The sequence below is a fragment of the Streptomyces sp. NPDC055013 genome (genome assembly GCF_053608645.1).
Genome location: NZ_JBSGVW010000017.1, coordinates 34,631 through 60,358, shown reverse-complemented (window position 1 = coordinate 60,358; position 25,728 = coordinate 34,631). Strand labels below are relative to the sequence as shown.

The 25,728-nt window shown below is 71.4% G+C and carries 28 protein-coding genes and 1 riboswitch; of the genes, 15 read left to right on the top strand and 13 right to left on the bottom strand.

Annotation, left to right across the window (positions count from 1 at the left end; genetic code table 11):
• Positions 1-5: 5 nt before the first annotated feature.
• Together ACWGDB_RS22230 and ACWGDB_RS22225 are read right to left on the bottom strand one after the other, a co-directional pair.
• A complete protein-coding gene (locus ACWGDB_RS22230) occupies positions 6-365 on the bottom strand; it encodes a hypothetical protein (protein ID WP_453823982.1) in 360 nt (119 codons plus the stop codon).
• Between the two features lie 2 nt (positions 366-367).
• Positions 368-1,132, bottom strand: a complete 765-nt coding sequence (locus tag ACWGDB_RS22225) for a LytR/AlgR family response regulator transcription factor (protein ID WP_383599279.1) — start codon at positions 1,130-1,132, stop codon at positions 368-370.
• An 89-nt stretch (positions 1,133-1,221) separates the two neighbouring features.
• Between ACWGDB_RS22225 and ACWGDB_RS22220 the strand changes: the two genes are divergently transcribed.
• The 6 genes from ACWGDB_RS22220 to ACWGDB_RS22195 all read left to right on the top strand — a co-directional run bounded on the left by ACWGDB_RS22220 (position 1,222) and on the right by ACWGDB_RS22195 (position 9,365).
• The gene (locus ACWGDB_RS22220; protein WP_383599282.1) at positions 1,222-1,719 is read left to right on the top strand and encodes an Lrp/AsnC family transcriptional regulator; all 498 of its coding nucleotides are present in this window, start codon (positions 1,222-1,224) and stop codon (positions 1,717-1,719) included.
• A gap of 153 nt (positions 1,720-1,872) precedes the next feature.
• Positions 1,873-2,685: a dimethylargininase gene (gene ddaH, locus ACWGDB_RS22215; protein WP_453823981.1), complete on the top strand. Its 813-nt coding sequence runs from the start codon at positions 1,873-1,875 to the stop codon at positions 2,683-2,685.
• Positions 2,682-3,899 (top strand): ornithine--oxo-acid transaminase, encoded by a 1,218-nt coding sequence (gene rocD, locus ACWGDB_RS22210; protein ID WP_453823980.1) that lies wholly within the window; start codon positions 2,682-2,684, stop codon positions 3,897-3,899. Before ddaH ends, rocD begins: the two co-directional genes overlap by 4 nt.
• 625 nt (positions 3,900-4,524) lie before the next feature.
• Positions 4,525-6,981, top strand: coding sequence for a SpoIIE family protein phosphatase (locus ACWGDB_RS22205; protein ID WP_453823979.1), 2,457 nt, complete (start codon positions 4,525-4,527; stop codon positions 6,979-6,981).
• Between the two features lie 88 nt (positions 6,982-7,069).
• Positions 7,070-8,305, top strand: coding sequence for a PP2C family protein-serine/threonine phosphatase (locus tag ACWGDB_RS22200; RefSeq protein ID WP_453823978.1), 1,236 nt, complete (start codon positions 7,070-7,072; stop codon positions 8,303-8,305).
• 319 nt (positions 8,306-8,624) lie between these two features.
• On the top strand, positions 8,625-9,365 hold the full coding sequence (locus ACWGDB_RS22195; RefSeq protein WP_453823977.1) for a lysophospholipid acyltransferase family protein: 741 nt from the start codon (positions 8,625-8,627) through the stop codon (positions 9,363-9,365).
• Positions 9,366-9,380: 15 nt separating this feature from the next.
• On the opposite strand, the gene ACWGDB_RS22190 is transcribed toward ACWGDB_RS22195, so the two are convergent.
• From ACWGDB_RS22190 to ACWGDB_RS22160, 7 genes are all read right to left on the bottom strand, one after another.
• Positions 9,381-10,154, bottom strand: coding sequence for an urease accessory protein UreD (locus tag ACWGDB_RS22190; RefSeq protein WP_453823976.1), 774 nt, complete (start codon positions 10,152-10,154; stop codon positions 9,381-9,383).
• Complete coding sequence (gene ureG, locus ACWGDB_RS22185; RefSeq protein WP_453823975.1) at positions 10,142-10,819, bottom strand: urease accessory protein UreG; 678 nt, start codon at positions 10,817-10,819, stop codon at positions 10,142-10,144. The genes ACWGDB_RS22190 and ureG overlap by 13 nt, the downstream gene beginning before the upstream one ends.
• 135 nt (positions 10,820-10,954) lie before the next feature.
• Positions 10,955-11,629: an urease accessory protein UreF gene (locus tag ACWGDB_RS22180; protein WP_453823974.1), complete on the bottom strand. Its 675-nt coding sequence runs from the start codon at positions 11,627-11,629 to the stop codon at positions 10,955-10,957.
• A 19-nt stretch (positions 11,630-11,648) separates the two neighbouring features.
• Complete coding sequence (locus ACWGDB_RS22175; protein WP_453823973.1) at positions 11,649-13,370, bottom strand: urease subunit alpha; 1,722 nt, start codon at positions 13,368-13,370, stop codon at positions 11,649-11,651.
• Positions 13,363-13,674: an urease subunit beta gene (locus ACWGDB_RS22170; protein ID WP_453823972.1), complete on the bottom strand. Its 312-nt coding sequence runs from the start codon at positions 13,672-13,674 to the stop codon at positions 13,363-13,365. Before ACWGDB_RS22170 ends, ACWGDB_RS22175 begins: the two co-directional genes overlap by 8 nt.
• A 10-nt stretch (positions 13,675-13,684) precedes the next feature.
• A complete protein-coding gene (locus ACWGDB_RS22165) occupies positions 13,685-13,987 on the bottom strand; it encodes an urease subunit gamma (protein WP_453823971.1) in 303 nt (100 codons plus the stop codon).
• 116 nt (positions 13,988-14,103) lie between these two features.
• Complete coding sequence (locus ACWGDB_RS22160; protein WP_453823970.1) at positions 14,104-14,751, bottom strand: TetR/AcrR family transcriptional regulator; 648 nt, start codon at positions 14,749-14,751, stop codon at positions 14,104-14,106.
• 106 nt (positions 14,752-14,857) lie between these two features.
• Between ACWGDB_RS22160 and ACWGDB_RS22155 the strand changes: the two genes are divergently transcribed.
• On the top strand, positions 14,858-15,874 hold the full coding sequence (locus ACWGDB_RS22155) for an ABC transporter permease (protein ID WP_453823969.1): 1,017 nt from the start codon (positions 14,858-14,860) through the stop codon (positions 15,872-15,874).
• A gap of 127 nt (positions 15,875-16,001) precedes the next feature.
• Here the strand turns inward: ACWGDB_RS22155 and ACWGDB_RS22150 are convergent, their stop codons facing one another.
• Entirely contained in the window at positions 16,002-16,289 is a 288-nt protein-coding gene (locus ACWGDB_RS22150) for a type II toxin-antitoxin system Phd/YefM family antitoxin (protein WP_453823968.1), read from the bottom strand.
• Between the two features lie 68 nt (positions 16,290-16,357).
• On the opposite strand from ACWGDB_RS22150, the gene ACWGDB_RS22145 reads away from it, so the two are divergent.
• The 3 genes from ACWGDB_RS22145 to ACWGDB_RS22135 all read left to right on the top strand — a co-directional run bounded on the left by ACWGDB_RS22145 (position 16,358) and on the right by ACWGDB_RS22135 (position 18,339).
• Entirely contained in the window at positions 16,358-16,993 is a 636-nt protein-coding gene (locus ACWGDB_RS22145) for an ATP-dependent Clp protease proteolytic subunit (RefSeq protein ID WP_453823967.1), read from the top strand.
• Positions 16,994-17,000: 7 nt separating this feature from the next.
• Complete coding sequence (locus ACWGDB_RS22140; RefSeq protein ID WP_369269637.1) at positions 17,001-17,309, top strand: hypothetical protein; 309 nt, start codon at positions 17,001-17,003, stop codon at positions 17,307-17,309.
• Between the two features lie 420 nt (positions 17,310-17,729).
• Positions 17,730-17,862, top strand: a riboswitch (cyclic di-AMP (ydaO/yuaA leader).
• A gap of 3 nt (positions 17,863-17,865) precedes the next feature.
• Positions 17,866-18,339, top strand: a complete 474-nt coding sequence (locus ACWGDB_RS22135) for a C40 family peptidase (RefSeq protein WP_383599328.1) — start codon at positions 17,866-17,868, stop codon at positions 18,337-18,339.
• A gap of 65 nt (positions 18,340-18,404) precedes the next feature.
• Here the strand turns inward: ACWGDB_RS22135 and ACWGDB_RS22130 are convergent, their stop codons facing one another.
• On the bottom strand, positions 18,405-19,019 hold the full coding sequence (locus ACWGDB_RS22130) for a LysE family translocator (RefSeq protein ID WP_453823966.1): 615 nt from the start codon (positions 19,017-19,019) through the stop codon (positions 18,405-18,407).
• Between the two features lie 107 nt (positions 19,020-19,126).
• Between ACWGDB_RS22130 and ACWGDB_RS22125 the strand changes: the two genes are divergently transcribed.
• A complete protein-coding gene (locus ACWGDB_RS22125; RefSeq protein WP_383599334.1) occupies positions 19,127-20,041 on the top strand; it encodes a LysR family transcriptional regulator in 915 nt (304 codons plus the stop codon).
• A gap of 15 nt (positions 20,042-20,056) precedes the next feature.
• On the opposite strand, the gene ACWGDB_RS22120 is transcribed toward ACWGDB_RS22125, so the two are convergent.
• Positions 20,057-20,515: an ATP-binding protein gene (locus tag ACWGDB_RS22120; protein WP_453823965.1), complete on the bottom strand. Its 459-nt coding sequence runs from the start codon at positions 20,513-20,515 to the stop codon at positions 20,057-20,059.
• A gap of 213 nt (positions 20,516-20,728) precedes the next feature.
• Here ACWGDB_RS22120 and ACWGDB_RS22115 point away from each other — a divergent pair, with 213 nt between their 5' ends.
• Both ACWGDB_RS22115 and ACWGDB_RS22110 read left to right on the top strand, forming a co-directional pair.
• On the top strand, positions 20,729-21,598 hold the full coding sequence (locus ACWGDB_RS22115; RefSeq protein ID WP_453823964.1) for a helix-turn-helix domain-containing protein: 870 nt from the start codon (positions 20,729-20,731) through the stop codon (positions 21,596-21,598).
• Between the two features lie 9 nt (positions 21,599-21,607).
• Positions 21,608-21,835, top strand: a complete 228-nt coding sequence (locus tag ACWGDB_RS22110) for a DUF397 domain-containing protein (protein WP_453823963.1) — start codon at positions 21,608-21,610, stop codon at positions 21,833-21,835.
• 82 nt (positions 21,836-21,917) lie between these two features.
• Here ACWGDB_RS22110 and ACWGDB_RS22105 read toward each other — a convergent pair whose 3' ends face one another.
• Positions 21,918-23,045, bottom strand: a complete 1,128-nt coding sequence (locus ACWGDB_RS22105) for an 8-amino-7-oxononanoate synthase (protein WP_453823962.1) — start codon at positions 23,043-23,045, stop codon at positions 21,918-21,920.
• A 146-nt stretch (positions 23,046-23,191) separates the two neighbouring features.
• On the opposite strand from ACWGDB_RS22105, the gene bioB reads away from it, so the two are divergent.
• Together bioB and ACWGDB_RS22095 are read left to right on the top strand one after the other, a co-directional pair.
• Positions 23,192-24,436: a biotin synthase BioB gene (gene bioB / locus ACWGDB_RS22100; protein WP_453823961.1), complete on the top strand. Its 1,245-nt coding sequence runs from the start codon at positions 23,192-23,194 to the stop codon at positions 24,434-24,436.
• A complete protein-coding gene (locus tag ACWGDB_RS22095) occupies positions 24,429-25,727 on the top strand; it encodes an adenosylmethionine--8-amino-7-oxononanoate transaminase (protein WP_453823960.1) in 1,299 nt (432 codons plus the stop codon). Before bioB ends, ACWGDB_RS22095 begins: the two co-directional genes overlap by 8 nt.
• Position 25,728 lies beyond the last annotated feature (1 nt).

The window sequence follows — 25,728 nt, the reverse complement described above, 5'->3', positions numbered from 1 at the left end:
CGGGCTCAGCGGTCTTCGACGAGCCGTACGAAGTCCCGTTCGTTGCGCTCCGCTCGGCGCACGAACCAGCGGGCGAGCAGGACCAGTGGTGCGTAGAGGCCGAAGCCGAGGACCGCCCAGACCAGGGGGCGGGCGTCCGGCATCGCCGCGAAGAGCAGTGGCAGGGGGCCGATGAGCAGGCCGAGGACGGCGAACACCGCCAGGGCGGTGCGCAGTTGGGTGCGCATCAGGGAACGGACGTAGGTGTGGCCGAGAGTGGTCTGTTCGTCGATCTCGGTGCGGGGGCGGTAGTAGCCGGAGACGCGGCGGGTCTGCCGGGGCGGGCCGGTGACGACGACGCGGCGTTCGGCGGGGTTCTGGCCCATCGTCACGGCCTCCTCATCAGCAGGTCCCGCAGCTCGCGCGTGTGCCGTCGGCTGACCTGGAGTTCCTCGGAGCCCACCATGACGCTGACGGTGCCCGCGTCCAGGCGGAGTTCGCCGATGTGGCGCAGGGCGACGAGATGGCGGCGGTGGATGCGGACGAAGCCGCGGGAGCGCCAGCGCTCCTCCAGGGTGGACAGGGGGATGCGGACGAGGTGGCTGCCCTTGTCGGTGTGCAGCCGGGCGTAGTCGCCCTGGGCCTCGACGTGGGTGATGTCCTCGACGGCGACGAACCGGGTCACGCCGCCGAGCTCCACGGGTATGTGATCGGGGTCGGGCTCGCTCACCGGTATGCGGGGCGCGGCGTCGCGCAGTTCGGCGGCGCGCAGTTCGACCGCCCGGCGGACCGCCTCGGCGAGCCGCTCCTTGCGGACGGGCTTGAGGACGTAGTCGACGGCCTTGAGGTCGAAGGCCTGGACGGCGAAGTCCTCGTGGGCGGTGACGAACACGACCAGCGGCGGCTTGGCGAAGCCGGTGAGGAGCCGGGCGAGGTCCAGACCGTCGAGGCCGGGCATGTTGATGTCGAGGAAGACGACGTCGATCGCCTCCGGCCCGCCCGGCCCCGACTCCAGGGCGCGGTTGATGCGGCGCAGCGCCTCGGTCGCCTCGCCGGCGCCCTCCGCGCTGCCGATGCGGGGGTCGGCGTTGAGGAGGTAGAGCAGCTCCTCCAGCGAGGGGCGTTCGTCGTCGACAGCCAGGGCGCGCAGCATGAACCCGGAGTGTAGGAGCAATTCGCACGCTTGGACATGTGCTCCGTCGGGACGTTCGCGCTGGGTGGCGGGCCGCTTACAGTGCCCTCATGAACAGCGGCGCGGCGTCCTTCGACGAACTCGACCGGAAGATCATCACCGCCCTCATGGCGAACGCCAGGAAGAGCTTCGCCGAGATCGGCACGAGCGTCGGACTGTCCGCGACGGCGGTCAAGCGGCGCGTGGACCGACTGCGCGACACGGGCGTGATCACCGGGTTCTCGGCCACGGTCCAGCCGTCGGCGCTGGGCTGGCGTACGGAGGCGTACGTCGAGGTGTACTGCGAGGGCGCGGCCCCGCCGCGGCGGCTCGCGGAGGTGGTCCGCAACCATCCGGAGATCACGGCGGCGATGACGGTGACCGGGGGCGCGGACGCGCTGCTGCACGTGCGGGCGCGGGATGTGGAGCACTTCGAGGAGGTGCTGGAGCGCATCCGTGTCGAGCCGTTCATCCGCAAGACGATCAGCGTGATGGTGCTGTCACACCTCATCCCGGAGAGTCCGGAAGCGGGCGCCGCGGGCCTCGCCACTCCGGAGCAAGGCGCTTGATCCCGGGACGACGCAGCAGGCGTGCGCCGGCTCGGCAAAATACGCAGCATTCCTGCGTGGACACGCAATTTTCGTTGCTTGTCGCTCGTCAGGGTGCCTTCTTACCTTGGTGTCAATCCTCATCGACACTGCAGGAAGCGGAGGAACCCCTCTGTGACCGATACCCGTGTGCCGCGCCGGCGGCGCTTCCTCGTCTGCGAACCCAGACATTTCGCCGTGCAGTACGCGATCAACCCCTGGATGCAGCCCGACGTCCGCGTCGACGTCGATCTGGCCCATGGGCAGTGGCAGTCGCTGATCCGCGCCTACCGCTCCCACGGCCACGACGTCGACACCGTGGAGCCGGTCCCCGGTCTTCCCGACATGGTCTTCGCCGCGAACTCGGCCGTCGTCGTCGGCGGCCGCGTCTTCGGCTCCCTCTTCCACGCCAGCGAGCGCCGCCCCGAGTCCACGCACTACGACACGTGGTTCAAGACGGCGGGCTTCGACGTGTACCGGCCCGAGGCCGTGTGCGAGGGCGAGGGCGACCTGGTGTGGACGGGCCGCTATGTGCTCGCCGGCACCGGATTCCGTACCACCCGGGAGGCGCACCGCGAGGTGCAGGAGTTCTTCGGCCACCCGGTGATCAGCCTGACGCTGGTGGACCCGTTCTTCTACCACCTCGACACGGCCCTGTTCGTGCTCGACGACGACAACATCGCCTACTACCCGGAGGCGTTCTCGCCGGGCAGTCGTGAGGTGCTCGCACGGCTGTATCCGGACGCGGTGCTCGCCACCCGCGACGACGCCACCGCCTTCGGCCTGAACTCCGTGTCCGACGGCCGTCACGTCTTCATCGCACCGCAGGCCGAGGCCCTGGCGGCCCGGCTGGACGAACGCGGCTATGTCCCCGTCCCCGTCGACCTGTCGGAGTTCCGCAAGGCCGGCGGTGGCATCAAGTGCTGCACCCAGGAGATCCGCTCATGACCGCGCCCGCGCAGACCCGTTCGTCCGCCGATCTGATCCGCGCCGAGGAGCCGGTCCTGGCGCACAACTACCATCCGCTGCCCGTGGTCGTCGCCCGTGCCGAGGGCACCTGGGTGGAGGACGTGGAGGGCCGCCGCTACCTGGACATGCTGGCCGGCTACTCGGCCCTGAACTTCGGCCACCGCCACCCCGCGCTGGTCGAGGCGGCGCACGCCCAGCTCGACCGCCTGACGCTCACCTCTCGCGCCTTCCACAACGACAAACTCGCCGAGTTCGCCGAGCGCCTGGCCGAGCTGACGGGCCTGGACATGGTGCTGCCGATGAACACCGGCGCCGAGGCCGTGGAGAGCGGCATCAAGGTGGCCCGCAAGTGGGCGTACGAGGTGAAGGGCGTCCCGGCCGACCGGGCGACGATCGTGGTCGCGGCGGACAACTTCCACGGCCGTACGACGACGATCGTGTCGTTCTCCACGGACGAGACCGCGCGGCAGGGCTTCGGCCCGTTCACGCCGGGTTTCCGGATCGTGCCGTACAACGACCTGGCGGCGCTGGAGGCGGCGGTCGACGAGACGACGGCGGCGGTGCTGCTGGAGCCGATCCAGGGCGAGGCGGGCGTCCTCATCCCGGATTCGGGCTACCTGGCCGGCGTGCGCGAGCTGACCCGCCGCAAGGGCTGCCTGTTCATCGCGGACGAGATCCAGTCGGGCCTCGGCCGCACGGGCCGTACGCTCGCCGTCGAGCACGAGGGCGTCGTCCCGGACATGGTGCTGCTGGGCAAGGCCCTGGGCGGCGGCATCGTGCCGGTGTCCGCGGTGGTGGCCCGCCGGGACGTACTCGGCGTCCTGCGGCCGGGCGAGCACGGCTCCACGTTCGGCGGCAACCCGCTGGCCGCCGCGGTCGGCACGGCCGTGGTCGGTCTCCTGGAGACGGGCGAGTTCCAGCGCCGGGCCGCCGAGCTGGGCGCGATCCTGCGCAGCGGCCTGTCGGACCTGGTCGGCAAGGGCGTCGTCGGCTTCCGCGCGCGGGGCCTGTGGGCGGGCGTCGACATCGACCCGGCAGTCGGCACGGGCCGGGAGATCGGCGAGCGCCTCATGCGCGAGGGCATCCTCGTCAAGGACACCCACGGCTCCACGATCCGTCTGGCCCCGCCCCTGACGATCACGGCGGAGGAACTGGTCGAGGCGCTGGGAACGCTGGAGAAGGTACTGAAGTAGCCAGGCCAGGCCCGACTGCCCGGTTCCCCACACGGGGCCGGGCCGTCGGTGTCCCGGTCGGGCCACCGGGGTCCCCAGCCGAAGGGCCCCGCCGCGCGAGCGCACCCAAGACCGGCACCGGTCGCGGCCACGCCCGCCCGCCGGCTCCGCCTCACCCACCCCGCAAACGCTGGAGAGAGTACTGAAGTAGCTCAGCCCTGCCCGACAGCCCGATTGCCCACGCGGGCCGGACCGTCGGCGTCCCGGTCGGACCACCGGGGTCCCCCGCCGAAGGGCCCCGCCACGCAACCGCACCCAACACCGGCACCGGCCGCAGCCCCCGCCAACCAGCTCCACCCCACCCCACCCGGCCCCGCAAACCGCTGGAGAGGCTACTGAAACAGCTCAGCCCGGCCCGACAGCCCGGTTCCCCACACGGGGGCCGGACCGTCAGCGTCCCGGTCGGACCACCGGGAGTCCCCCGCCAAGGTCCCCGCCGCGCAACCGCACCCAACACGGGCCGCGGCCCCCGCCAACCGGCTCCTCCTCGCCCCCTCCCGGCCCCCGCAAAGAGGCAACGCCCACCGGAAGGGTGAAGATGGGGACAAGAGGTGGTAGACCGCTCTAAGCGACAGAGAGGTCGGCCGTGGGCACACACGAGGAGCGGGGCGCTGCCCGGCAGTGGTTCGACGTGGCGGACGCCGCGCCTGTGCTGCTCGATGCGCAGGGTCGGGTGACGGGGTGGACCAGAGAGGCCGAGCGGCTGCTGGCGTACGGGGCCGACGAGGCGGTGGGGCACAACGTCGCCGAGCTGCTGAGCGCCGAGGACGCGGCGCGGGCCCCGGAGGTGATGGAGCGGTGCCGCGCGGACGGCGGGTGGGTGGGGCTGCTGACCGGCCTGCGCGGGGATGGGCGGACCGCCGGGATCATGGTGCGGATCACCGCGGCCCTCGACACCGAGGGCTCCTCGCGGTGGCTCGCCCTCCTGTCGGAGCTGGACGAGGCACCCGGCTGGGACATGAGCCGGGCCGTGCTGGAGCAGATGGTCGCCCGCTCCCCCGTCGGGATAGCGATCGTCGACACGGATCTGCGCTTCGTCTGGTCGAACGACGCCCTCGCCCGGTACGGGGGCGGCCCGCCCAGCCGTCGGCTCGGCCTGCGGCTCGCCGACATACAGCCCGGACTGGACTCCGAGTCCATCGAGGCGCAGATGCGCCGTGCGCTGACGACCGGCGAACCGATCGTCGGCTACGAACACGTGGGCCACGCCCGCTCCCAGCCGCTGCGCGAGACCGCGCACATGATGTCGTTCACCCGGCTCGACGACGGCCACGGCCACCCCATGGGCGTGTACTACACCGTGGAGGACATCTCCGACCGGCACCGGGCCCGCCAGCGGCTGGCGCTGCTGGACCGGGCCGGTGAGCGCATCGGCCGGACCCTGGACGTCAACCGCACCGCCCAGGAGCTGGCGGACGTGGCCGTACCGGGACTGGCCGACCTCGTCACCGTGGACCTGCTGGAGTCGGTGCTGCGGGGCGGCGAGCCCGCAGCCGGGCCGTTCGGCGACACGGAGCCGGTGACGCTGCGCCGGGCGGGACATCGTTCGGCCGAGCGGGTGCCGGAGGCCGTCGTGGGGATCGGCGACCTGGTCGTCTACCCGGCGGGCTCACCTCCCATCCGCTCCCTCAGGACGGCCGAGTCCTGGCGCGAGGAGAGACTCGATCCGCTCGGCGAGGCATGGGCCGAGCACGCGCGCGGTGGAGAGGCCGCCATCTTTCTCGAACTGGGCCTGCACAGCGTGATGATCGTGCCGATCCGCGCGCGGGGCGTCACCCTGGGCGTCACCTCCTTCTTCCGGCGCCACCGCCAGGAGGCCTTCGAAAAGGACGACCTGAACCTGGCCGAGGACCTCGTCTCACGGGCGGCCGTCTGTGTCGACAACGCCCGGCGCTACACCCGCGAACGCGACGCGGCGCTGGTCCTGCAGCGCAGCCTGCTGCCGCACGTCCTGCCCGAGCAGGCCGCACTGGAGGTGTCCGCCTGCTACCGGCCGGCCGACGAGCTGACCGGCCTCGGCGGCGACTGGTACGACGTCATCCCACTGTCGGGCGCCCGCGTCGCCCTGGTGGTGGGCGAGGTGCCGGGCCACGGCATCGACGCCGCCGCGGCGATGGGGCGGCTGCGGACCGCCGTACGCACCCTCGCCCTGCTGGATCTGCCTCCCGAGGAGGTGCTGGCCCATCTCGACGACCTGGTCGCGAGGTCGGCTCGCGAGGAGGGCGTCCAGGTGGGCGAGGAGGAGGCCGCCGTCGCCCAGTCCGTGGGGTCCGGGTGCGTGTACGTCGTCTACGACCCGGTCGACGGGCAGTGCACCATGGCCGCCGCGGGCCATCCGGCGCCCGCCGTCGTCATGCCCGACGGCTCCGTGGCCTTCGTCGACCTTCCGCAGGGCCCTCCGCTCGGCGTGGGCGGTCTCCCCTTCGAGTCGGTCGAGCTGGCGCTGGCGGAGGGCAGCACGCTCGCGTTGCACACCGACGGACTGCTGGCGCGCGGGGACGACTGGGCCCTGGACACCGACCGGGACCGGCTGCGGCAGGCCCTGGAGCAGCGCGCGACCTCGATCGAGCTGCACTGCCGGACCGTGGTCGACGCCCTGACCCCGGACCGCCCGCACGACGACGTGGCCCTGCTGATGGCCCGTACCCGGCTCCTGGGCTCCGAGCAGGTCGCCGACTGGGACCTGCCCTCCGACCCCGCCGCCGTCGCCGACGCCCGCAAGACGGCCTCGCGCATGCTGGCGGACTGGGGCCTGGAGGAACTGATCTTCACGACGGAACTGGTCGTCAGCGAGCTGGTCACCAACGCGATCCGGTACTCGGACGGCCCCATCCGACTGCGTCTGATCAAGGAGCGCGCACTGGTCTGCGAGGTCTTCGACGGCGGCGCCACGGCCCCGCATCTGCGCCATCCGCGCACCACCGACGAGGGCGGCCGCGGGCTGCTGCTGGTCTCCCAGGTCACCCAGCGCTGGGGCACCCGCTTCGTCCCCGACGGGAAGATCATCTGGGCCGAGCAGTCATTGACGGATCCGTCGCCCTGAACTGACGAATCTCGACAGATGTAGTACATCGGTACATACAACACGCAGCATGGGAAACTGGTGTGATCCCGGTGGTGAGGCGGGAGCCATGAACGAGAAGGCGATCGACTACGAGGCGGTGTTCCAGGGCCTGCCCGGAATGGTGGCCCTGCTGACCCCGGAGTTGGTCTACGCCGACGCCAACGAGGACTTCCAGCGCCTGTCCGGGCGCAGCCGCGCGGAGCTCGTGGGCCGGTACATCTTCGACGTCTTCCCCGACAACCCCAACGACCCCGCCGCCACCGGCATGCGTGACGTCCGGGCGTCGATGCTGCGCGTGGTGGCCACCGGTGAGCGCGACACGATGGCGCTGCAGCGCTACGACGTCGAGGACGCCTCCCTGCCCGGCCACTGGGAGGAGCGCTACTGGAGCCCGATCAACGCGCCCGTGTTCGACCCCGACGGGCAGGTGGCATTCGTCGCACACCGGGTCGAGGAGGTCACCGAACTCATCCGCCTGCGCGGTGGCGGCACCAGCGGTGACAGTCGTGTGAGAGTCCTGGAGGCCGAGCTGTACACCCGCGCCCGGGAGCTGCAGGAGCTCAACGAACGGCTGCGGCAGTCCCACGCCCGTGAACGGGAGGTGGCGCTGGCCCTACAGGAGGCGATGCTGCCCGCGCGCCGGCAGGTGGGCAACCACCGGGCCGCAGTGCGCTACCGGCCCGCGGTCGGCGCGCTGAACGTGTGCGGCGACTGGTACGACCTGATCGACCTGGTGGGCGGCAACCGCATCGGCGTCTCCGTGGGCGACGTGGTCGGCCACGGCCTCGAAGCGGCCGGCGTGATGGGCCAGCTGCGCAGCGCGCTCAGCGCCACCTCCAGGGTCGCGGACGGCCCGGCGCAGGCGCTCGACGTGCTGGGACGGTACGCCCATGTCGTCGACGGCGCCGAGTCGGCCACCGCGGTCGCGACGTTCATCGACTTCGACGCCCGCACCATCACCTACAGCAGCGCCGGCCATCCGCCGCCGGTGCTGGTGCACGCCGACGGCCGGGTGGAGTTCCTGGATCTGGCCACGGATCCGCCCCTGGACGCCCGCCCCGACCCGAGGCCGAGACCGCAGGCCGCCACCACCTACTCCGACGGCGCCACGCTCGCGCTGTACACCGACGGCCTGGTCGAGCGCCGCCGCGAGGACATCGACACGGGCCTGGCCCGTCTCGCCGACGCGCTCGTGCGACATCGCACCTTCGACCCCGAGGCCCTCGCCGACGCCGTCCTGCTGCAGCTCCTGCCGCCCGGCGGGGCGACGGACGACACGGCGCTGATCATCGTGCGGCTGTGATGGACGAGCAGACCCGAGGACTCCCCGCAAGGGCGGCCCACCTGCCACGCAGCAATCGTGATCACGCCAAACCCCGCCATCGAGTTGCCGCACAACGACCCCGGACACCAGGCTGGTCCGGCGGTCCTCCCCATCCGCAAAAGCCGCACACCCACTACCTGACATCCACTCAGAACGGTCTCTGTCGGTCGGCATCCGCCCGTCCCGGCCCGGTTCCGGCCTGTCACCCCTGCGCCTACACTGGCAGCCCCACGGCACGCTGGTTGACCTGCCAGAACGCGGCGGCCCAAGCTGATCCGCCGGAGTGAGGAGCGCCCCCTTGTTCTACTACGTACTGAAATACGTGTTGTTGGGACCTCTGCTGAGACTGGTCTTCCGGCCCCGAATAGAGGGCCTCGAGCACGTACCGGCCACGGGTGCGGCCATCGTCGCGGGCAACCACCTGTCGTTCTCCGACCACTTCCTGATGCCGGCGATACTCAAGCGGCGCATCACCTTCCTCGCGAAGAAGGAGTACTTCACGGGCCCCGGCATCAAGGGCCGGCTGACCGCGGCCTTCTTCCGCAGCGCCGGCCAGATCCCGGTCGACCGCACCGGCAAGGAGGCGGGCCAGGCCGCGATCCGCGAGGGACTCGGGGTCCTGAGCAAGGACGAACTCCTCGGCATCTACCCGGAGGGCACCCGCTCGCACGACGGCCGGCTCTACAAGGGCAAGGTCGGGGTCGCGGTGATGGCGCTCAAGGCGCGCGTCCCGGTCATCCCCTGCGCGATGATCGGCACCTTCGAGGCGCAGCCGCCCGGCAAGGTCATCCCGAACGTCCACCCCGTGAAGATCCGCTTCGGTGAGCCCCTCGACTTCTCCCGCTACGAGGGCATGGAGAACGAGAAGGCGATCCTGCGCGCCGTGACCGACGAGATCATGTACGCGATCCTGGCGCTGTCCGAGCAGGAGTACGTCGACCAGTACGCGGCCGTCGCCAAGGCGGAGCAGGAAGCCGCAGCCAAGGCCCAGGCCAAGGCGGCGAAGGAACGCAAGCTGCCGCGGCTGCCCATAAGTTGACACGCCCCGGGGGACTCAGCCGAGGGCGTCGAGCGCCTCGTCGAGCAGCCTGCGCAGCCGCAACGCGTCCGCCGCCACGGCACTCACCAGGGCGGCGGGCCCGGCGAGGGGCATGACGGCGGCGTTCTCCCCCAGCACCCGAGTCGGCACCGGAGCGTCCGCGAACTCGGGCCGTACGACGACGAGTTGCCCGATCGCCCGAAACCCGCCGAGCCCTGCGGGCCCGTCCCAGCCACCCGGCGCACCGGGTCCGCAGGCCAGCTCCTGATCAAGGACGACCCGCCCGGCGACATCCACCCGGATCCGGCTCCCGAGCCGCCCGGGCTCCTCTCCCACCCGCCCGAGCACCTGCTCCTCACGCAGGACGAGCCGCCCGGTCGCACCGACATCGACGCGGGTGGTCACCCGCAGATCACTGCCCCGGGCGGAGATCAACTGTTCGGGCAGCCAGTGCAGTTCACCCCCGTCGGCGACGGACAGCCGTACGTCGTAACGCGCCTCGCCCTTGCTCTGTCCCGGCAGCGCGATGGTGGCCGCTGCCGACTGGACGCGCAGCCGGGCGCCGGCCTCCACGTCGGCCTCGATGGCGAACTGGTCACCACCGAGCGGCCCGCTCATCGCCCCGACGAGCGCCACCCGCGCCTCGGCGCCGCTCCCCCGCGTCCGCCTGAGCGCCAGTGGCCCGTCACCGTCGAGCACGGGCAGTGAGGTGCCGCCTCGCCCGTCGTCCCGGGCGACGATCCGCGCACGGGCCCGCACCCCACCGGCGGTGGCGGTCACGCCGTCCACGCCACGAGCTGAGCCCGCACCCAGTCGGCGACGTCCCTGACTCCGGGCTCGTTCCTCAGCGACTGGAACACGACCGGCAGTTCGGCTCGCTGCGCCTTGGCGTCGGCCGCCATCCGTGCCAGATCGGAGCCGACGTACGGTGCGAGGTCGGTCTTGTTGACGACGAGCAGATCGGCGGTCGTCACCCCCGGACCGCCCTTGCGCGGAATGTCGTCCCCACCGGCGACATCGATCACGAAGATCTGGGCGTCGACGAGCCCCCTGGAGAAGGTGGCGGTGAGGTTGTCCCCACCGGACTCCACGAGGATGAGCTGAAGCGGCCCGACCGCGTCCTCCAGGTCCTCGACGGCCTCGAGGTTCGCGGAGATGTCGTCCCGGATCGCGGTGTGCGGACATGCCCCCGTCTCCACGGCCGTGATCCGCTCGGGCGGCAACACGGCCTCCCGCAACAGGAACTCGGCATCCTCGCGCGTGTAGATGTCGTTCGTGACGACGGCCAGGGACAGCTCGTCCCGCAGTGCACGGCAGAGCGCGGCGACCGTGGCCGTCTTACCGGACCCCACGGGCCCACCGAGCCCGATCCGCAGGGCACGCCGCGACCCGTCGGGGCGGTGGGCATCGGCACTGACGGCGGAGGGGCCGTGGTGGGAGTGGTCGAGATGCATGAGCGACTCCTTCTGATGCGAGGGATATTCAGCCCGTCCGGCGTTTGAGGACGAGGCCGTTCAGGCCGAAGCGGGGGTCTGGGGGCGGCAGCCCCCAGGTACGGGACGGGTAGGGGCGGCGGGGGCGAAAAACACTCACGACGCAAACAACCGCACGCCCCAAGCCGCATGCACCTCCGCCCCCACCTCCAACAGCGGAGCAGAAGCGGCAGGCAACGCATCGACCCCGTCACCGACAGCACACCGCCCCGCCTCGACCGCCCGATCCACCACCCGGTCCACCTCAGGCGCCAACCGAGCCAGCACCCCCGTGGCGTCAAAGGGATCAAGACTCAGCAACCGCACCGTCGCACTCGCCGGCCCGCTCACACACTCGTAAGCCGCGCAGTAAGCCGCCTCCACGGCCCCCAACCCCGCGGCCCGAGCCGCGACCCCCAGCACGACCGGCTGATGAGCCCCTTTGGGAAACCGCCGGGCCAGCTCGTCCAGCTCCTCGGACGGCCAAGTGGCCCGAGCGGCCCGCATCAACTGCCGCCCCAGCTTCCGCGCGGCGAGCCGCAAGGCGGGCGAAGGCGTACGCGCGTCGGCCGCCGCGTCGAGGGCGACCGCATCACCCCCGAGCGCAGCCGCCGCGGCGAGCGAGCCCGCGACCAGGCCCGCCGTGTGCAACCGCCCCCGGCAGAAGTCCTCCAGGCTCGCGGCCCCGGTGATCCGCCCCGCCTTGACGGCTGCCTCGGCCCCGCCGGAGTGCGCGTGGCCCCCGGCGGGAAAGCGGCCGTCGGCAAGGACGAGGAGTGCAGCTCGTGACATCAGAACAGCCACCCAACCCTCAGAACAGGAAGTACCGCTGAGCCATGGGCAGTTCGGTGGCCGCCGTGGCCTCCACCAGCTCCCCGTCGATGTGCACGGCGAAGCTGTCGGGATCGACCCGCACGTCGGGCCGGGCGTCGTTCTCCCGCATGTCGGCCTTGGTGACGCCACGCGTCGACTCGATGGCCACGAACCGCTTCCCGAGCTGAAGCCGCTCCGGCAGCCCGTCCTCGATCGCGAGCGGGGCGACGAAGTTGACCGAGTTCGCCGCCGGCGCCCGGCCGATCGCGCCGAACATCGGGCGGGGCAGGATCGGCTGCGGCGTCGGGATGGAGGCGTTGGCGTCGCCCATCTGCGCGTACGCGATCTGCCCGCCCTTGATGACGAGTTGGGGCTTGACCCCGAAGAACGCCGGCTCCCACAGCACCAGGTCGGCGAGCTTGCCGCTCTCCACGGAGCCGATCTCACTGCCGAGGCCCTGCGCGAGCGCGGGGTTGATCGTGTACTTGGCCACGTACCGCCTCACCCGCCGGTTGTCGGCCCGCCCGTCGCCCGGCAGCGCGCCCCGCCGCCGCTTCATCACATGGGCGGTCTGCCAGGTCCGCATGACGACCTCGCCCACCCTCCCCATGGCCTGCGAGTCGGAGGAGATGATCGAGATCGCGCCGAGGTCGTGCAGTATGTCCTCCGCCCCGATGGTCGACGGCCGGATCCGCGACTCGGCGAAGGCGAGGTCCTCCGGCACCGCCGGGTTGAGGTGATGGCACACCATCAGCATGTCGAGGTGTTCCTCGGCGGTGTTGACGGTGAACGGGCGCGTCGGGTTCGTCGAGCTCGGCAGCACGTGCGGTTCGGATACGACGGTCATGATGTCCGGCGCGTGCCCGCCGCCCGCGCCCTCGGTGTGGTACGCGTGGATGCCCCGGCCGGCGATGGCGGCAAGCGTGTCACCGACGAAGCCGGCCTCGTTCAACGTGTCCGTGTGGATGGCGACCTGGATGCCGGTCCGGTCGGCGACGGTCAGCGAGGCGTCGATGACGGCCGGGGTGGTGCCCCAGTCCTCGTGGAGTTTGAGGCCGAGCGCGCCGCCGCGGATCTGGGACAGCATCGCCTCGTGGGAGACGGTGTTGCCCTTGCCCAGCAGGCCGAAGTTGACGGGGTGGCCCTCCATCGCCTCCAGCATCCGGGCCAGATGCCAGGGGCCGGGCGTCACGGTGGTCGCCTTCGAACCCTCGGCCGGCCCGGTGCCGCCGCCCACCAGGGTCGTGATCCCCGACGCGAGCGCCTCGTCGGCGATCTGCGGGCAGATGAAGTGGACGTGCGCATCGATGGCGCCGGCCGTCAGGATCCGCCCGTTGCCCGCGATGATCTCGGTCTCGGGGCCGATGACGAGGTCCGGGTGCACCCCGTCCATCGTGTCGGGGTTGCCCGCCTTGCCGATGCCGGTGATCCGGCCGTCGCGGATGCCGACGTCGGCCTTGACGATGCCCCAATGGTCGATGATCACGACGCCGGTGATGACCGTGTCCGGGGTGCCCTCCGCGCGCGTGGCCCGCGACTGGCCCATGGACTCGCGGATGACCTTGCCGCCGCCGAACACCGCCTCGTCACCGGCGAGTCCGGGACCGCCGGAGCGGTCCTCCTCGATCTCGACCAGCAGATCGGTGTCGGCGAGCCGGACGCGGTCACCGGTGGTCGGGCCGAACAGGTCGGCGTACGCGGCACGGGAGATCTCAGGCATCGAGGGCACCTCCGGTCTCCCCGCGCAGGCCGGGCACCACACGGGCGCCGGTGAGCGGGACGAGTTCGACGTCGACGGGGATGCCGGGCTCGAAGCGCACGGCGGTGCCTGCGGCGACGTTGAGCCGCTTGCCGCGGGCGGCGGCGCGGTCGAAGTCCAGTCCGGGGTTGGCCTCGGCGAAGTGGTAGTGGGAGCCGACCTGGACCGGCCGGTCGGCGGCGTTGAGGACGGTCAGCCGGATGACCTCACGGCCCTCGTTGTATGCGATCGGGCCGTCGGCGAACAGGATCTCTCCGGGGATCATCGAAGCCCCTTCACACGATCGGGTCATGGACGGTGACGAGCTTGGTGCCGTCCGGGAAGGTCGCCTCGACCTGGACGTCGTGGATCATCTCGGGGATGCCCTCCATGACGTCGTCCCGCGTGAGCAGCTTGCGTCCGGAGGACATGAGCTCGGCGACCGTACGGCCGTCGCGGGCGCCCTCGAGGATGTGCGACGTGATGAGGGCGACCGCCTCGGGGTGGTTGAGCTTCAGCCCGCGGTTCCGGCGCTTCTCGGCGACGTCGGCCGCCACGTGGATGAGCAGCCGCTCTTGCTCGTGCGGGGTCAGTTGCACGTCCCACCTCACAGTCCTCGCTCCGGACCGTGCGGGGTCCGGTTGCCGCAGCCGCCACGGGGCAAAGTGCCAGGTGGCGTGGATCGGCAGGCTAGTTGGACCGAGTTTCGGGCACGTTAACCAAGCTGTGGTCCACCGGCCGTTCCCCGCTCGTCCCGCATGCTCATCAGCGCCCGCAGCCCGTCCCTGAGCACCTCGACCGGGGCGGGCCCGAAGAGGGACTGCTGGGCGATGAATCCCAGGACCGCGGCGATCATCGTGCGGGCCACATGGTCCGGCGCCGCGTCGGCCGGCATCATCCCCGCCTCCTGGTAGCCCTCGACGATCCGAGCCCAGGCCGTGCGCACCGAGCCGTAGCCCTCCCGCAGGATCGCCGCCAGCTCCTCGTTGCGCAGTGTCTCCGTCCACACCTGGATGACCAGCCGCGGAAACGCGGGCCTGCCGTCGACGACCAGGGACTCGCGGGCGGCGAGGGTCCTGCCGAGGACCGAGGCGACCAGTTCGTCCGGCGGCGGGGGCGGGCTCTGCCGCGCCGCCTCCTCGAAGGCCCCGCGGACCGATCCGAGCACTTCGGCGACGATCGCGCCGATCAGGGCCTCCTTGCCGCTGAAGTAGCGGTAGACCGCCCCCGCCGAGAGGTCGACCTCCTTCAGCACGTCCTGCATGGAGGTGGCGTGGAAGCCGTTGCGGGCGAAGCAGATCGCGGCGCCGTCGAGGATCTGCCGGCGGCGGGCGTCGAGGTGTTCCTGGGATACGCGGGCCATGGTCACAAAGTAAAACGAACATTCCTTCTTGACAAGGAGCGGCATCAGCAGGACGGTGGGGACGTCAGCAAAAACGAACGATCCTTCTTTTTAGCCGGGAGTCCCCATGCCCACCTCGTCCGCTACGCCACCGAGGGCCGCCACACCCAGGCGCATGATCGCGGTCGTCGTCCTCGTCCCCCTCCTCGCCGCCCTCGCCCTGTGGGCCTTCGCCTGGCCCGCCGCCCGCACCGCCCCCCGCGACCTGCCGCTCGGGGTGGCCGGACCGGCCGCCGCCACGGCCCAGGTGGAGAAGCAACTCGGCCGGCACGAGGGCGCGTTCGAGATCCACCGCTACGCCGACGCGGCCGCCGCGCGGGACGCGATCGAGGACCGGGCCGTATACGGCGCGGTCGTCGTGACCCCGCAGGGCCCCGAGCTCCTGACCGCCTCGGCCGCGAGCCCGGCCGTCGCCCAGCTGCTGCAGCAGGCGGTGACGCACCAGGCAGCCGCCGAGGGCACCCAGGTCAAGACCGTCGACGTCGTCCCCACAGCAGCGAACGACCCGCGTGGCGCCGCCCTCGGCGCGAGCGTCCTGCCACTTGCCCTGGCCGGCATGGCGGCGGGCGCGGCGGTGACCCTGCTCGGGCTGCGCGGCATCCGGGCCGTGAGCGCTCTGGCCGGCGCCGCCACCCTGATCGGCATGGTCGCGGCCGCGCTCGCGCACAGCTGGCTGGGGATCCTCACCGGCGACTGGTGGGCGGAGGCCGGGGTGTTCGCGCTGACGACGCTGGCCGTGAGCGCGGCCGTCGCGGGGCTCGCCGCGCTGATCGGCAACGCGGGCATCGGCGTCGTGTCGTTCCTGGTGATGTTCCTCGGCAACCCCTTCTCGGGAGCGGCCTCGGCGCCGCAGATGCTGCCCGAGCCGGCCGGCGTCATCGGCCAGTGGCTGCCGCCGGGGGCGGGCACGACCCTGCTGCGCTCGGTGTCCTTCTTCGACGGCGCGGCGGCGATCGGTCCCGCCATGACGCTGTCCTGGTGGGCCGCGCTGGGACTGGGCGCCGTACTGCTCGGGAGCGCCCTGCGGTCCCGTAAGCCGAGCCCCGAGCCGTCGGCCGAGAGGGAGCTCGCCCCCGTCGGCTGAGCCGCCGCCCGGCCACACCGAACCGACCGTGCACCCCCGCTGTAGCGGACGGGGGTGCACGGTCCTGTCGTTCCGGGGTGCGGCGGACGGACGCCCGGAAGCCGGGGCGGCGTCCGGAAGGGCGGCCCTACGAGGAGCTCGAACCCCGATGCTCCGCGGCGATACCGAAGCGCTGTCGTTCGCGGGGAGCGGATCCGACCTCTCGGACGCTGGAGACCGCGCTGATCACCTGCTCCTCGGTGAGCTCCGCCGGCTCCCCGAGCTTCTCGAGTCGTTCGAGGTCAGAGGCGGAGACAAGGGCGACAAGAGGCTTTCCGTGGCGCGTCACGACGACGCGCTCACCGCCGTACACCACGCGATTGATCAGGTCGGCGAGCTCAGCCCTGGCTTGCGTCACCGGAATCTCGTAGGCCATGCTCCCCACATTACGTCATGTACGTCCTGTACATTTTTTACAGGCACCTCGACAACGGAGCGTGAGCCATGACCCGACCGTCAGCCCGCTATGTACTGCCCGAGTTCACCGAGCGCACGAGTTCAGGCCTCAGGACGCAGGATCCGTACTCGAAGCTGCTGGAGGAGCGGATCGTCTTTCTCGGCACGCAGATCGACGACACCTCGGCGAACGACGTGATGGCCCAGTTCATGTACCTGGAGCACAAGGACCCCGACCAGGACATCTCGCTGTACATCAATTCGCCCGGCGGCTCGTTCAGCTCCATGTCGGCGATCTACGACACGATGCAGTACGTCACCTGCGACGTGGAGACGATCTGCCTGGGCCAGGCCGGCGCGTCCGGTGCGGTGCTGCTCGCCGCGGGCACCCCGGGGAAGCGGTTCGCGCTGCCGGGGGCCCGGGTGGTGATCCATCAGCCGGGGCTGCCCGAGCCGATCGAGGGCCAGGCCAGTGATCTGGCCATCCAGGCCGACGAACTGACGCGGATTCGGGCCCGGCTGGAGGAGATGCTCGCCCGGCACACCGGGCGCAGCCGCGAGCAGGTGACCGAGGACATCGAGCGGGACAAGATCCTCAACGCTCAGGAGGCACTGGAGTACGGGCTGGTGGACCGGATCATCCCCAGCCGCAAGGCGACCCTCGCGCCGCCCACGGGGCGGTGATCGGCCGGTGCTGCCACCCGAGCTGCCGCCCCTGCCCGCACTGACCCGTGCGGAGGGCGAGTTGATCGACCGTTATCTCGATGTGGTGGACCTGCTCGGCCGGATCAACCCGGCGCAGGACGGCGACACCTACCGCGGACTGCGTGCCGCCCAGGCGCTCGTCCGCAAGGCGGCCGAGCTGCGGGACGCGCTGGCGCTGATGCATCAGCGGGGCGAGACGGAGCTGCACGCCCCCACGCTCGCGCGTGCGCTGCGCGTGCTGGACGGGGAGCGCCGCACGGCTCGTGTCACGGTGCCGCCGCGCTCCGACAGTTGACGACGTGTACAGACCGGTCCCGGACGTCTCGATGCCACTGACGAGGCGTCCGGAGCAAGGCTGAAACGGACCAAACGGCGTACCCCCAATCGGCGTAGCCGCGGCTCCTTTTGCGGGCCCGTCAGGGTTGCGCCACGGGCAGGAGCCCAGGGTGGAACGAGGCGCTCCATCGCTGGTCCGGGACTCCTTCGCCCTCTGGACACCCTCTCGAACACGCGGGTACCCACCCGAACGGGTGAGTGGTGACTAACACCACAAATCCCCGGTTCCGTTGGGTATTTCGCTCATCCGTGCGCCAAGATCCCTGTCTGACGACAAGCCCCCGCCACAGCGGCGGGGCGGTCCGGGCGGACGCCGAGTCCTGCCGCCGCCCGGATGACCGGTCGACAGGAGTGGATCGGCAGGAGTGGAGGACCCGAGCAAGACGGGTCGCCGGAGCGGACGTTCGTTCGATCCGAGCAGCCCTTGGGGTGAAGCCGCGGCAACGCGGCCGGGCAACTTCGCCAGCCCGAATCCGACAGGTCATCCTTCACAGGCGGCTGACGAAGGGTTGCGCATGACTGCGCTCAATCGTGTCCCGTCGCTCATGGCCCGGGCCGGCACGGCCTCGGCTCTCACCATCGCCGCAGTGGGCGGCTCGATAGTGGCGCCCGGCTTCACCTCCGAGGCAGAGGCGGCCACACCGGCGACGAAGGCACTCCAGGTCGCGGCCTCCAAGAAGGGCTCCCCGTACAAGTGGGGCGCCACGGGGCCGACCCGTTTCGACTGCTCCGGGCTGACGCTGTACTCGTTCAAGAAGGCGGGCAAGAAACTGCCCCGTACGGCGGCCCAGCAGTACAACAAGACCCGCCACATCTCGGCCAAGAGCCGCAAGGCCGGAGACCTGGTGTTCTTCCACTCGGGGTCGTACGTCTACCACGTCGGCATCTACGCCGGGAAGGGAAAGATCTGGCACTCCCCCAAGAGCGGGGACGTGGTGAAGCTGCAGAAGATCTGGACCAGGAGCGTCTGGTACGGCCGGGTCAAGTGACCCTCCCGGGGGCGATGGCGGCGGCCTGACACGCCGTCATCGCCCTCGGGGCACCGGAAAGGCCGTCAGACGGCCGTCAGCGGCCCGGCGAGGAGTCCCACGCCGAAGGCCGTCAGCGCGACGCCGGTGACGGTCGTGACAGCACGGGAGGCGCGCGGCCGGCGCAGCCACCGCCCGAGCCGGTCCACCAGCAGAGCGACCACCTGGAACCACACCATCGCGATCGCGAGCACGATCAGGGCGAGCAGCAGCGTCCTGGGCAGGGCCGGAGCGCCCGCGGGCACGAACTGGGGCAGCACGCTGAGGAAGGTGAGGGACGCCTTCGGATTGAGGGCGTTGGTGACGAAGCCCTGCCGCAGCGGTCGCCCGGTGGAGTCCTCGCGCGTGTCCGCCACTTCACTGCGCCGCTGTCGCAGCGTCTGGACGCCCAGATACAACACATAGACCCCGCCGACCACTTGGAGCGCACGGAACAGCGCCGGTACGGCGGCCAGGACCGCGGCGACCCCCAGCACCGCCAGCGTCACATGCACCAGCAGCCCGGCCCCGATCCCGAACGCGCAGGCGATGCCGGCCCGGCGGGAGACGAGGGCGTTGCGCACGACGACGGTGAAGTCGGCGCCGGGCATGGCGACGAGGCCTGCGGAGACCCCGGTGAAGGCGATGAGCTGAGCGTCCATGGCACCCAGCGTGCCGCGCGTCAGCCTTCAGCAGGTATGTCGAATATCCTGGGCTGCCCTAAAGCATTCGTTAAGGCAGACTGGATACGGCGGACGAGGAGCCCGGCATGTACGACCCGACCAGGCTCGCCGCCCTGGTGGCGGTCGCCGAGGCGGGTTCGATCACCCGGGCGGCCGAGCGGCTCGGCTACACCACGCCCGCGCTCTCCCAGCAGCTGGCCAAGCTGGAGCGCGAGGCGGGCACGGCCCTTCTGGTACGGCACCACCGCGGGGCGCGGCTGACGGGAGCGGGCGAGCTGCTGGTGGCGCGGGCCCGGCGGGTGCTCGACGAGCTGGAGCGGGCACGGCACGAGCTGGCCCGGCTGACCGGCCTGTCGGGCGGCACGCTCCGGCTCGGCACCTTCCAGACCGCGGGCATCCATCTGCTGCCGCCCGCCCTCAGCGCCTTCCGGCGGGCCCATCCGGACGTGGAGCTGACGGTCGCCGACTACGAACCGTCGGCCGGCGTCGCCGCCGTGGCGACCGGTGAGGTGGATCTGGCCCTGACGCACGCGTATGAGCCGGGCGACCCGATCCCGCTCGCTTCCTCGGTCCGCGTCGAACCGATCCTCGTCGAGGAGCTGGTCCTGGTGTCCGCTCCGGGCCACGCCCTCACCAGCGGGACCGCACGGCTGCCGCTGGCCGAGCTCGCCGGGCAGCCGCTGATCAGCATGGCGCCGGACGCTCCGGCCCGGCGTGGCGTGGAGGCGGTGCTGGCCCGGGCAGGCGCCCTGCCCTCGGTCCTGGTGCCGACGCCGGGGTATCTCCTGGTGTGCGCGCTGGCCAGTGCGGGACTCGGGGTCGCGGTCGTCCCGGAGATGGTGGCGCGTACGTCGGTCACACCGGTGGGGGTGCGCGCGCTGGAGGGCGGACAACTGCGCCGTACGATCTCGGTCGCCCACCGGAGCGAGGAGGCGGCTCCGGCCGCGGACGCCTTCCGGGCCTTGCTGCGCGGCACGTTCGGCCGGTCGAGGCAGACCTGAGGGGCGGGCTCGCGGCTATGGTTCCTGGGGTCCGGCGGTCGGCACGGGTTCGGCGGGCACCGTCCACGGCAGTTCGATGGAGATGGTCTTGCCGCCTTCGCGGGTCGGGCGCACTCTCAGCTTGCCGCCGCATTCAGCGGTCAGCCAGCGGATGATGACCAGGCCACGGCCGTTGTCCTGCTGGACGGCGGCGGGCAGCCGCTTGGGGAAGCGTGGGTGGCTGTCGGTGACCCCGATGCGCAGGTGTTCGTCACGGTCGAGCACGAGGTCCACCGTGAAGGTGGGTGACTGCCCGAGGGTGTGCTGTACGGCGTTGGTGGTGAGTTCGGAGACGATCAGGCGGATGGTGTCGGCCACTTCCGTGTCCGGTGGCAGTCCCCACTCCGCGAGGGTGGTGACCACAAAGATCCGGGCCGCGGAGACCGAGGCGGGATCGCTCGGCAGAGTGACGGATGCTTCCAAATGATCTGCCATGGCGATGTCGTCCCTTTCCCAACGGGACCGCAGTCCGACACGGAGCGGAGGGTTCGAGTACGGTCCCGGACTGGTGCTTCGTCGCCAGACTGCCATTACCAGGGCCGTCACGGTGCCGATCCCCCAAGATATGCATATATCTGTCGCTCGAAGCGGTGAACTCTGCGACGGCAGACCGTATTTGGGCGGCTCGGTTGGAGTAAGGAGTTGCCCATGCAGCACGGTCCCGCGGTGCGCCGCCGGAAACTGGGCGCGGAACTGCGTGCGTTACGCACCGGGGCGGGACTCACCAGTGGTGAGGCGGCCCGGCTGGTGGGCTGGCACCAGTCCAAGGTGAGCCGGATCGAAACGGGCGCCAGCGGGGTGAAACCGGCCGATGTGCGGTTACTGCTCGACGTCTACGGCGTACAGGATGCCCGACTACGTCAGTTGCTGCTGGTGTTGGCGGGCTCCGACGAGGGCGGCGGCCGGGATCACTGGTGGCACGCGTACCGCGGAGTGCTGCCGCCGACGTACCGCGACTTCATCAGCCTGGAGTCCCAGGCGAGCGCGATGCGCACGCTGGAGACCTCCGTGGTGCCCGGGCTGCTGCAGACGCCGGAGTACGCCCGTGCGGTGACCCGGGCCGCGGTGGGCGGGCTCGACGACGACGCCGACGACCGTCTGGACGCGCTGGTCGCCGTCCGTCTGGCCAGGCAGGACGTGCTGCGCGCCGAGCCGCCGCTGGAGCTGAGCGCGGTGCTCGACGAGGCGGTGCTGCACCGGGAGATCGGCGGGCCCGAGGTGATGGAACAACAGTTGAGGCGGCTGGTGGAGGCGGCGCGATTGCCGCAAGTCCGGCTGCAGGTCCTGCCGTTCGCGGCCGGCGAGCATATCGGCATCACCGGGCCTTTCGTTATCTTCTCATTTTCGCGCACTTCTGATCTGGATGTGGTTGTTCTCGACCACTTGACGAGTAGCCTCTACCTCGAACGGAAAGAAGACCTCCAGGCCTACACGGAGGCCTTCAACGCCCTTCGGATCCACGCCCTTTCGCCCGAGGAATCGATGGATTACATCGCCGCACTGGCTGGCGGCGCGTAAGGAGGCACCATGACCGCCCTGCCTCGGAAGGTGAGTTCAAGCACCGAAGTGCATGGTGCACGATGGCTGCGCAGCAGCTACAGCACCGGAGCCAACAATTGCGTCGAGATGGCGCGGCCGCACTCGGGTCCCTGGACCGGACTGCTCGCCGTGCGCGACTCCAAGGACCCGGCCGGACCCGCACTGCTCTTCTCCCCCGAGAGCTGGGCGGGCTTCACGGCGGCGCTCCAGTCCTGACAGTTTCCCGATCAGCCTGACCGATTCCGATCATTTCCGGTCGGTTCCGCCGGGCGCGACGGCAGGGCCGTGTCACGCCGACTCATGGCCGTGTCTCGCCGATGACCCGTACAGCGCGTTCGATCTGCCCCTCGGAGAGGTCCGCGCGGGCGGTCAGCCTCAGCCGTGAGATGCCGTCGGGGACGGAAGGAGGTCGGAAACAGCCCACGGCCAGGCCTGCCGCCCGGCACTCGGCCGCCCAGCGCACGGCCTCCTCCGGGGACGGCGCGCGGACGGAGACGACCGCCGCGTCCGGCCGTACGGCTTGATGACCCGCGGCGGTCAGGCGTGCGTGCAGCTCGCTCGCCACCTCGCGGGCCCGCGCCGCGCGCTCCGGCTCGCGGCGCAGCAGTCTCAGTGCCGCCAGGGCCGCGCCCGCCGCCGCGGGGGCGAGGCCGGTGTCGAAGATGAAGGTCCGGGCCGCGTTGACCAGGTGGTCGATCACCCGGGCGGGGCCGAGCACGGCGCCGCCCTGGCTGCCGAGCGACTTGGACAGCGTGACCGTGACGACGACGTCGTCGGCGCCCGCGAGCCCCGCCGCGTGCGGGGCGCCGCGGCCGCCGGCGCCGAGCACACCCAGGCCGTGGGCGTCGTCGACGACCAGACCGGCGCCGTGCTCCCGGCACGCTTCGGCGAACCGGGCCAGCGGGGCCGCGTCGCCGTCGACCGAGAAGACGGTGTCGGACACGACGACGGCGGGCCCGTCGTGCGTCTGGAGCGTCTTGCGCACCGCGTCCGGATCGGAGTGCGCCACGACCTGTGTCGTGCCGCGCGCCAGTCGGCAGCCGTCGATCAGCGAGGCGTGGTTGCCCGCGTCGGAGACGATCAGCGAGCCGTGCGGCGCCAGCGCGGTGACCGCGGCGAGGTTGGCCGCGTAGCCGGACGAGAAGACCAGGGCCGCCTCGACGCCGCAGAAGTCGGCCAGCTCGCGCTCCAGCTCGGTGTGCAGCTCGGTCGTGCCCGTCACGAGCCGGGAGCCGGTCGCGCCGCCGCCCCACGCCCGCGCGGCCCGCGCGGCGCCCTCGGTGACCTCGGGGTGGCGGGCCAGGCCCAGGTAGTCGTTGCTCGCGAGGTCGAGGAGCGGCGATTCGGCGGGGCGGGGGCGCAGCGTCCGCACGAGTCCGGCGCGGCGGCGCAGCTCCGCCTGCTCGTCGATCCAGCCGAACGCCATGACTCCTCCGGGCTTTTGTAGGCAGTGGACAGACACTAGCCGCAGCGACGGGCCCCCACGGTGTGGCAATACCCACACATCCAATGGACAGGGTTGTGCAAACTCTCCTTGGCTCCGAGGCCCTCCGTACGTCAGGATCAGCTCCCATGGACCTGCTGAACACGCTGGTGGACAAGGGGCTTCGGCGCGAGCTGCCGACCCGCGAGGAAGCCTTGGCCGTCCTCGCCACTTCCGACGACGACCTGCTCGATGTGGTGGCCGCGGCCGGGAAGGTGCGCCGGCAGTGGTTCGGCCGACGGGTGAAACTCAACTATCTCGTCAACCTCAAGTCGGGCCTGTGTCCGGAGGACTGCAACTACTGTTCGCAGCGGCTCGGCTCGACCACCGGCATCCTGAAGTACACCTGGCTTAAGCCGGACGAGGCCTCCCAGGCCGCGGCCGCCGGTTTGGCGGGAGGCGCCAAGCGCGTCTGCCTGGTGGCGTCCGGGCGCGGCCCGACCGACCGGGACGTGGACCGGGTCTCCAAGACCATCAAGGCGATCAAGGACGAGAACGAGGGCGTCGAGGTGTGCGCCTGCCTCGGCCTGCTCTCCGACGGCCAGGCCGAGCGGCTGCGTGAGGCGGGCGCGGACGCCTACAACCACAACCTCAACACCTCCGAGAGCACGTACGCGGACATCACGACCACGCACACCTACGCCGACCGTGTCGACACCGTGAACAAGGCGCACGCGGCGGGCCTCTCGGCCTGCTCGGGCCTGATCGCGGGCATGGGTGAGAGCGACGAGGACCTGGTCGACGTCGTCTACTCGCTGCGCGAGCTGGACCCCGACTCGGTGCCGGTCAACTTCCTGATCCCGGTCGAGGGCACCCCGCTCGCCAAGGAGTGGAACCTCACCCCGCAGCGGTGCCTGCGCATCCTGGCGATGGTGCGGTTCGTCTGCCCCGACGTCGAGGTCCGGATCGCCGGTGGCCGCGAGGTCCACCTGCGCACCATGCAGCCCCTCGCCCTGAACCTGGCCAACTCGATCTTCCTCGGCGACTACCTGACCACCGAGGGCCAGGCCGGCAAGGCCGACCTGGAGATGATCGCGGACGCCGGGTTCGAGGTGGAGGGCACCGACCAGGTGACGCTGCCGGAGCACCGGGCGACGGCCGGGGGCGGGTGCGGCTCGCACGAGAGCGCCGGGTGCGGATCGCACGACGGTGCCGGGTGCGGATCGGACGAGAGCGCCGGGTGCGGATCGCACGAAGGCGGCGGTGTGTGCGGTACGGCCGACCCCGCCGCGGCGTCCGGCGAGCCGCGCACCGACCTGGTCACCGAGCCGCGCACCGACCTCGTCGCCGTGCGCCGCCGGGGCGCCGGAACGGACCTCGCGCCCAATGCCTGACCCGCGTCACGGGGCCGGCCTGACCGTGCCCGAGCTGCTGGAGCTGGACCGGCGGCACGTCTGGCATCCGTACGGCCCGATGCCCGGCCGTATCGAGCCGCTCGTCGTGGAATCGGCGAGCGGGGTGCGGCTGACCTTGGCGGACGACACGGGCGAACTGGTCGACGGTATGTCGTCCTGGTGGTCGGCGATCCACGGCTACAACCACCCGGTGCTCAACGAGGCCGCGCGCGAGCAGCTGTCGCGGATGAGCCATGTGATGTTCGGCGGGCTCACCCACGAGCCCGCCGTACGCCTGGCAAAGCTCCTTGTCGACATGTCGCCCGACGGTCTGGAGCATGTCTTCCTCGCGGACTCCGGGTCGGTGTCCGTCGAGGTCGCGGTCAAGATGTGCCTGCAGTACTGGCGTTCGCTGGGTCGCCCCGGCAAGCAGCGGCTGCTGACCTGGCGCGGCGGCTACCACGGCGACACCTGGCAGCCGATGTCGGTGTGCGACCCCGAGGGCGGGATGCACGAGCTGTGGACCGGGGTGCTCCAGCGCCAGGTGTTCGCGGACCCGCCGCCGTCCGAGTACGAGGAGTCGTACGCCGATCAACTGCGCTCGCTCATCGAGCGGCACGCCGACGAACTGGCGGCGGTGATCGTCGAGCCTGTGGTGCAGGGCGCGGGCGGGATGCGGTTCCACTCCCCCGGGTATCTGCGGGTGCTGCGGGAGGCGTGCGACGCGCACGACGTGCTGCTGGTGTTCGACGAGATCGCGACCGGCTTCGGGCGCACGGGCGCGCTGTTCGCGGCGGACCACGCGGCGGTGACGCCGGATGTGATGTGCGTGGGCAAGGCCCTGACGGGCGGCTACATGACGATGGCCGCGACGCTGTGCACCTCGCGCGTGGCGGACGGGATCTCGCGGGGCGATGTGCCGGTTCTGGCCCACGGCCCGACGTTCATGGGCAACCCGCTCGCCGCCGCGGTCGCCTGCGCCTCGATCGAGCTGCTTCTCGGTCAGGACTGGCCGGCCGAGGTCAAGCGGATCGAGGCTGGGCTGCGTGAGGGGCTCGCCCCCGCGGCCGACATTCCGGGCGTCAAGGACGTACGGGTGCTCGGTGCGATCGGGGTCGTGCAACTCGACCACGCCGTCGACATGGAGGCGGCGACGGCGGCCGCCGTGCGCGAGGGCGTATGGCTGCGGCCGTTCCGCGACCTCGTCTACACGATGCCGCCGTACGTCACGGACGACGCGGACGTGGCACGGATCGGCCGTGCGGTGCGCGCGGCAGTACGAGAGGGATGAA

Excerpts from the sequence above, each read along its gene's own strand:
- ACWGDB_RS22105 (WP_453823962.1), bottom strand. The coding sequence starts at position 23,045 with ATGGCGTTCGGCTGGATCGACGAGCAGGCGGAGCTGCGCCGCCGCGCC.
- ACWGDB_RS22160 (WP_453823970.1), bottom strand. The coding sequence starts at position 14,751 with ATGGCCCGCGTATCCCAGGAACACCTCGACGCCCGCCGCCGGCAGATC.
- ACWGDB_RS22115 (WP_453823964.1), top strand. The coding sequence starts at position 20,729 with ATGCAGCACGGTCCCGCGGTGCGCCGCCGGAAACTGGGCGCGGAACTG.
- ACWGDB_RS22110 (WP_453823963.1), top strand. The coding sequence starts at position 21,608 with ATGACCGCCCTGCCTCGGAAGGTGAGTTCAAGCACCGAAGTGCATGGT.
- ACWGDB_RS22155 (WP_453823969.1), top strand. The coding sequence starts at position 14,858 with ATGCCCACCTCGTCCGCTACGCCACCGAGGGCCGCCACACCCAGGCGC.
- ACWGDB_RS22230 (WP_453823982.1), bottom strand. The coding sequence starts at position 365 with ATGGGCCAGAACCCCGCCGAACGCCGCGTCGTCGTCACCGGCCCGCCC.
- ACWGDB_RS22150 (WP_453823968.1), bottom strand. The coding sequence starts at position 16,289 with ATGGCCTACGAGATTCCGGTGACGCAAGCCAGGGCTGAGCTCGCCGAC.
- ACWGDB_RS22180 (WP_453823974.1), bottom strand. The coding sequence starts at position 11,629 with ATGTCACGAGCTGCACTCCTCGTCCTTGCCGACGGCCGCTTTCCCGCC.
- ACWGDB_RS22135 (WP_383599328.1), top strand. The coding sequence starts at position 17,866 with ATGACTGCGCTCAATCGTGTCCCGTCGCTCATGGCCCGGGCCGGCACG.
- ACWGDB_RS22145 (WP_453823967.1), top strand. The coding sequence starts at position 16,358 with ATGACCCGACCGTCAGCCCGCTATGTACTGCCCGAGTTCACCGAGCGC.
- rocD (WP_453823980.1), top strand. The coding sequence starts at position 2,682 with ATGACCGCGCCCGCGCAGACCCGTTCGTCCGCCGATCTGATCCGCGCC.
- ureG (WP_453823975.1), bottom strand. The coding sequence starts at position 10,819 with ATGCATCTCGACCACTCCCACCACGGCCCCTCCGCCGTCAGTGCCGAT.
- ACWGDB_RS22175 (WP_453823973.1), bottom strand. The coding sequence starts at position 13,370 with ATGCCTGAGATCTCCCGTGCCGCGTACGCCGACCTGTTCGGCCCGACC.
- ACWGDB_RS22200 (WP_453823978.1), top strand. The coding sequence starts at position 7,070 with ATGAACGAGAAGGCGATCGACTACGAGGCGGTGTTCCAGGGCCTGCCC.
- ACWGDB_RS22170 (WP_453823972.1), bottom strand. The coding sequence starts at position 13,674 with ATGATCCCCGGAGAGATCCTGTTCGCCGACGGCCCGATCGCATACAAC.
- ACWGDB_RS22225 (WP_383599279.1), bottom strand. The coding sequence starts at position 1,132 with ATGCTGCGCGCCCTGGCTGTCGACGACGAACGCCCCTCGCTGGAGGAG.
- ACWGDB_RS22095 (WP_453823960.1), top strand. The coding sequence starts at position 24,429 with ATGCCTGACCCGCGTCACGGGGCCGGCCTGACCGTGCCCGAGCTGCTG.
- bioB (WP_453823961.1), top strand. The coding sequence starts at position 23,192 with ATGGACCTGCTGAACACGCTGGTGGACAAGGGGCTTCGGCGCGAGCTG.
- ACWGDB_RS22130 (WP_453823966.1), bottom strand. The coding sequence starts at position 19,019 with ATGGACGCTCAGCTCATCGCCTTCACCGGGGTCTCCGCAGGCCTCGTC.
- ACWGDB_RS22125 (WP_383599334.1), top strand. The coding sequence starts at position 19,127 with ATGTACGACCCGACCAGGCTCGCCGCCCTGGTGGCGGTCGCCGAGGCG.
- ACWGDB_RS22120 (WP_453823965.1), bottom strand. The coding sequence starts at position 20,515 with ATGGCAGATCATTTGGAAGCATCCGTCACTCTGCCGAGCGATCCCGCC.
- ACWGDB_RS22220 (WP_383599282.1), top strand. The coding sequence starts at position 1,222 with ATGAACAGCGGCGCGGCGTCCTTCGACGAACTCGACCGGAAGATCATC.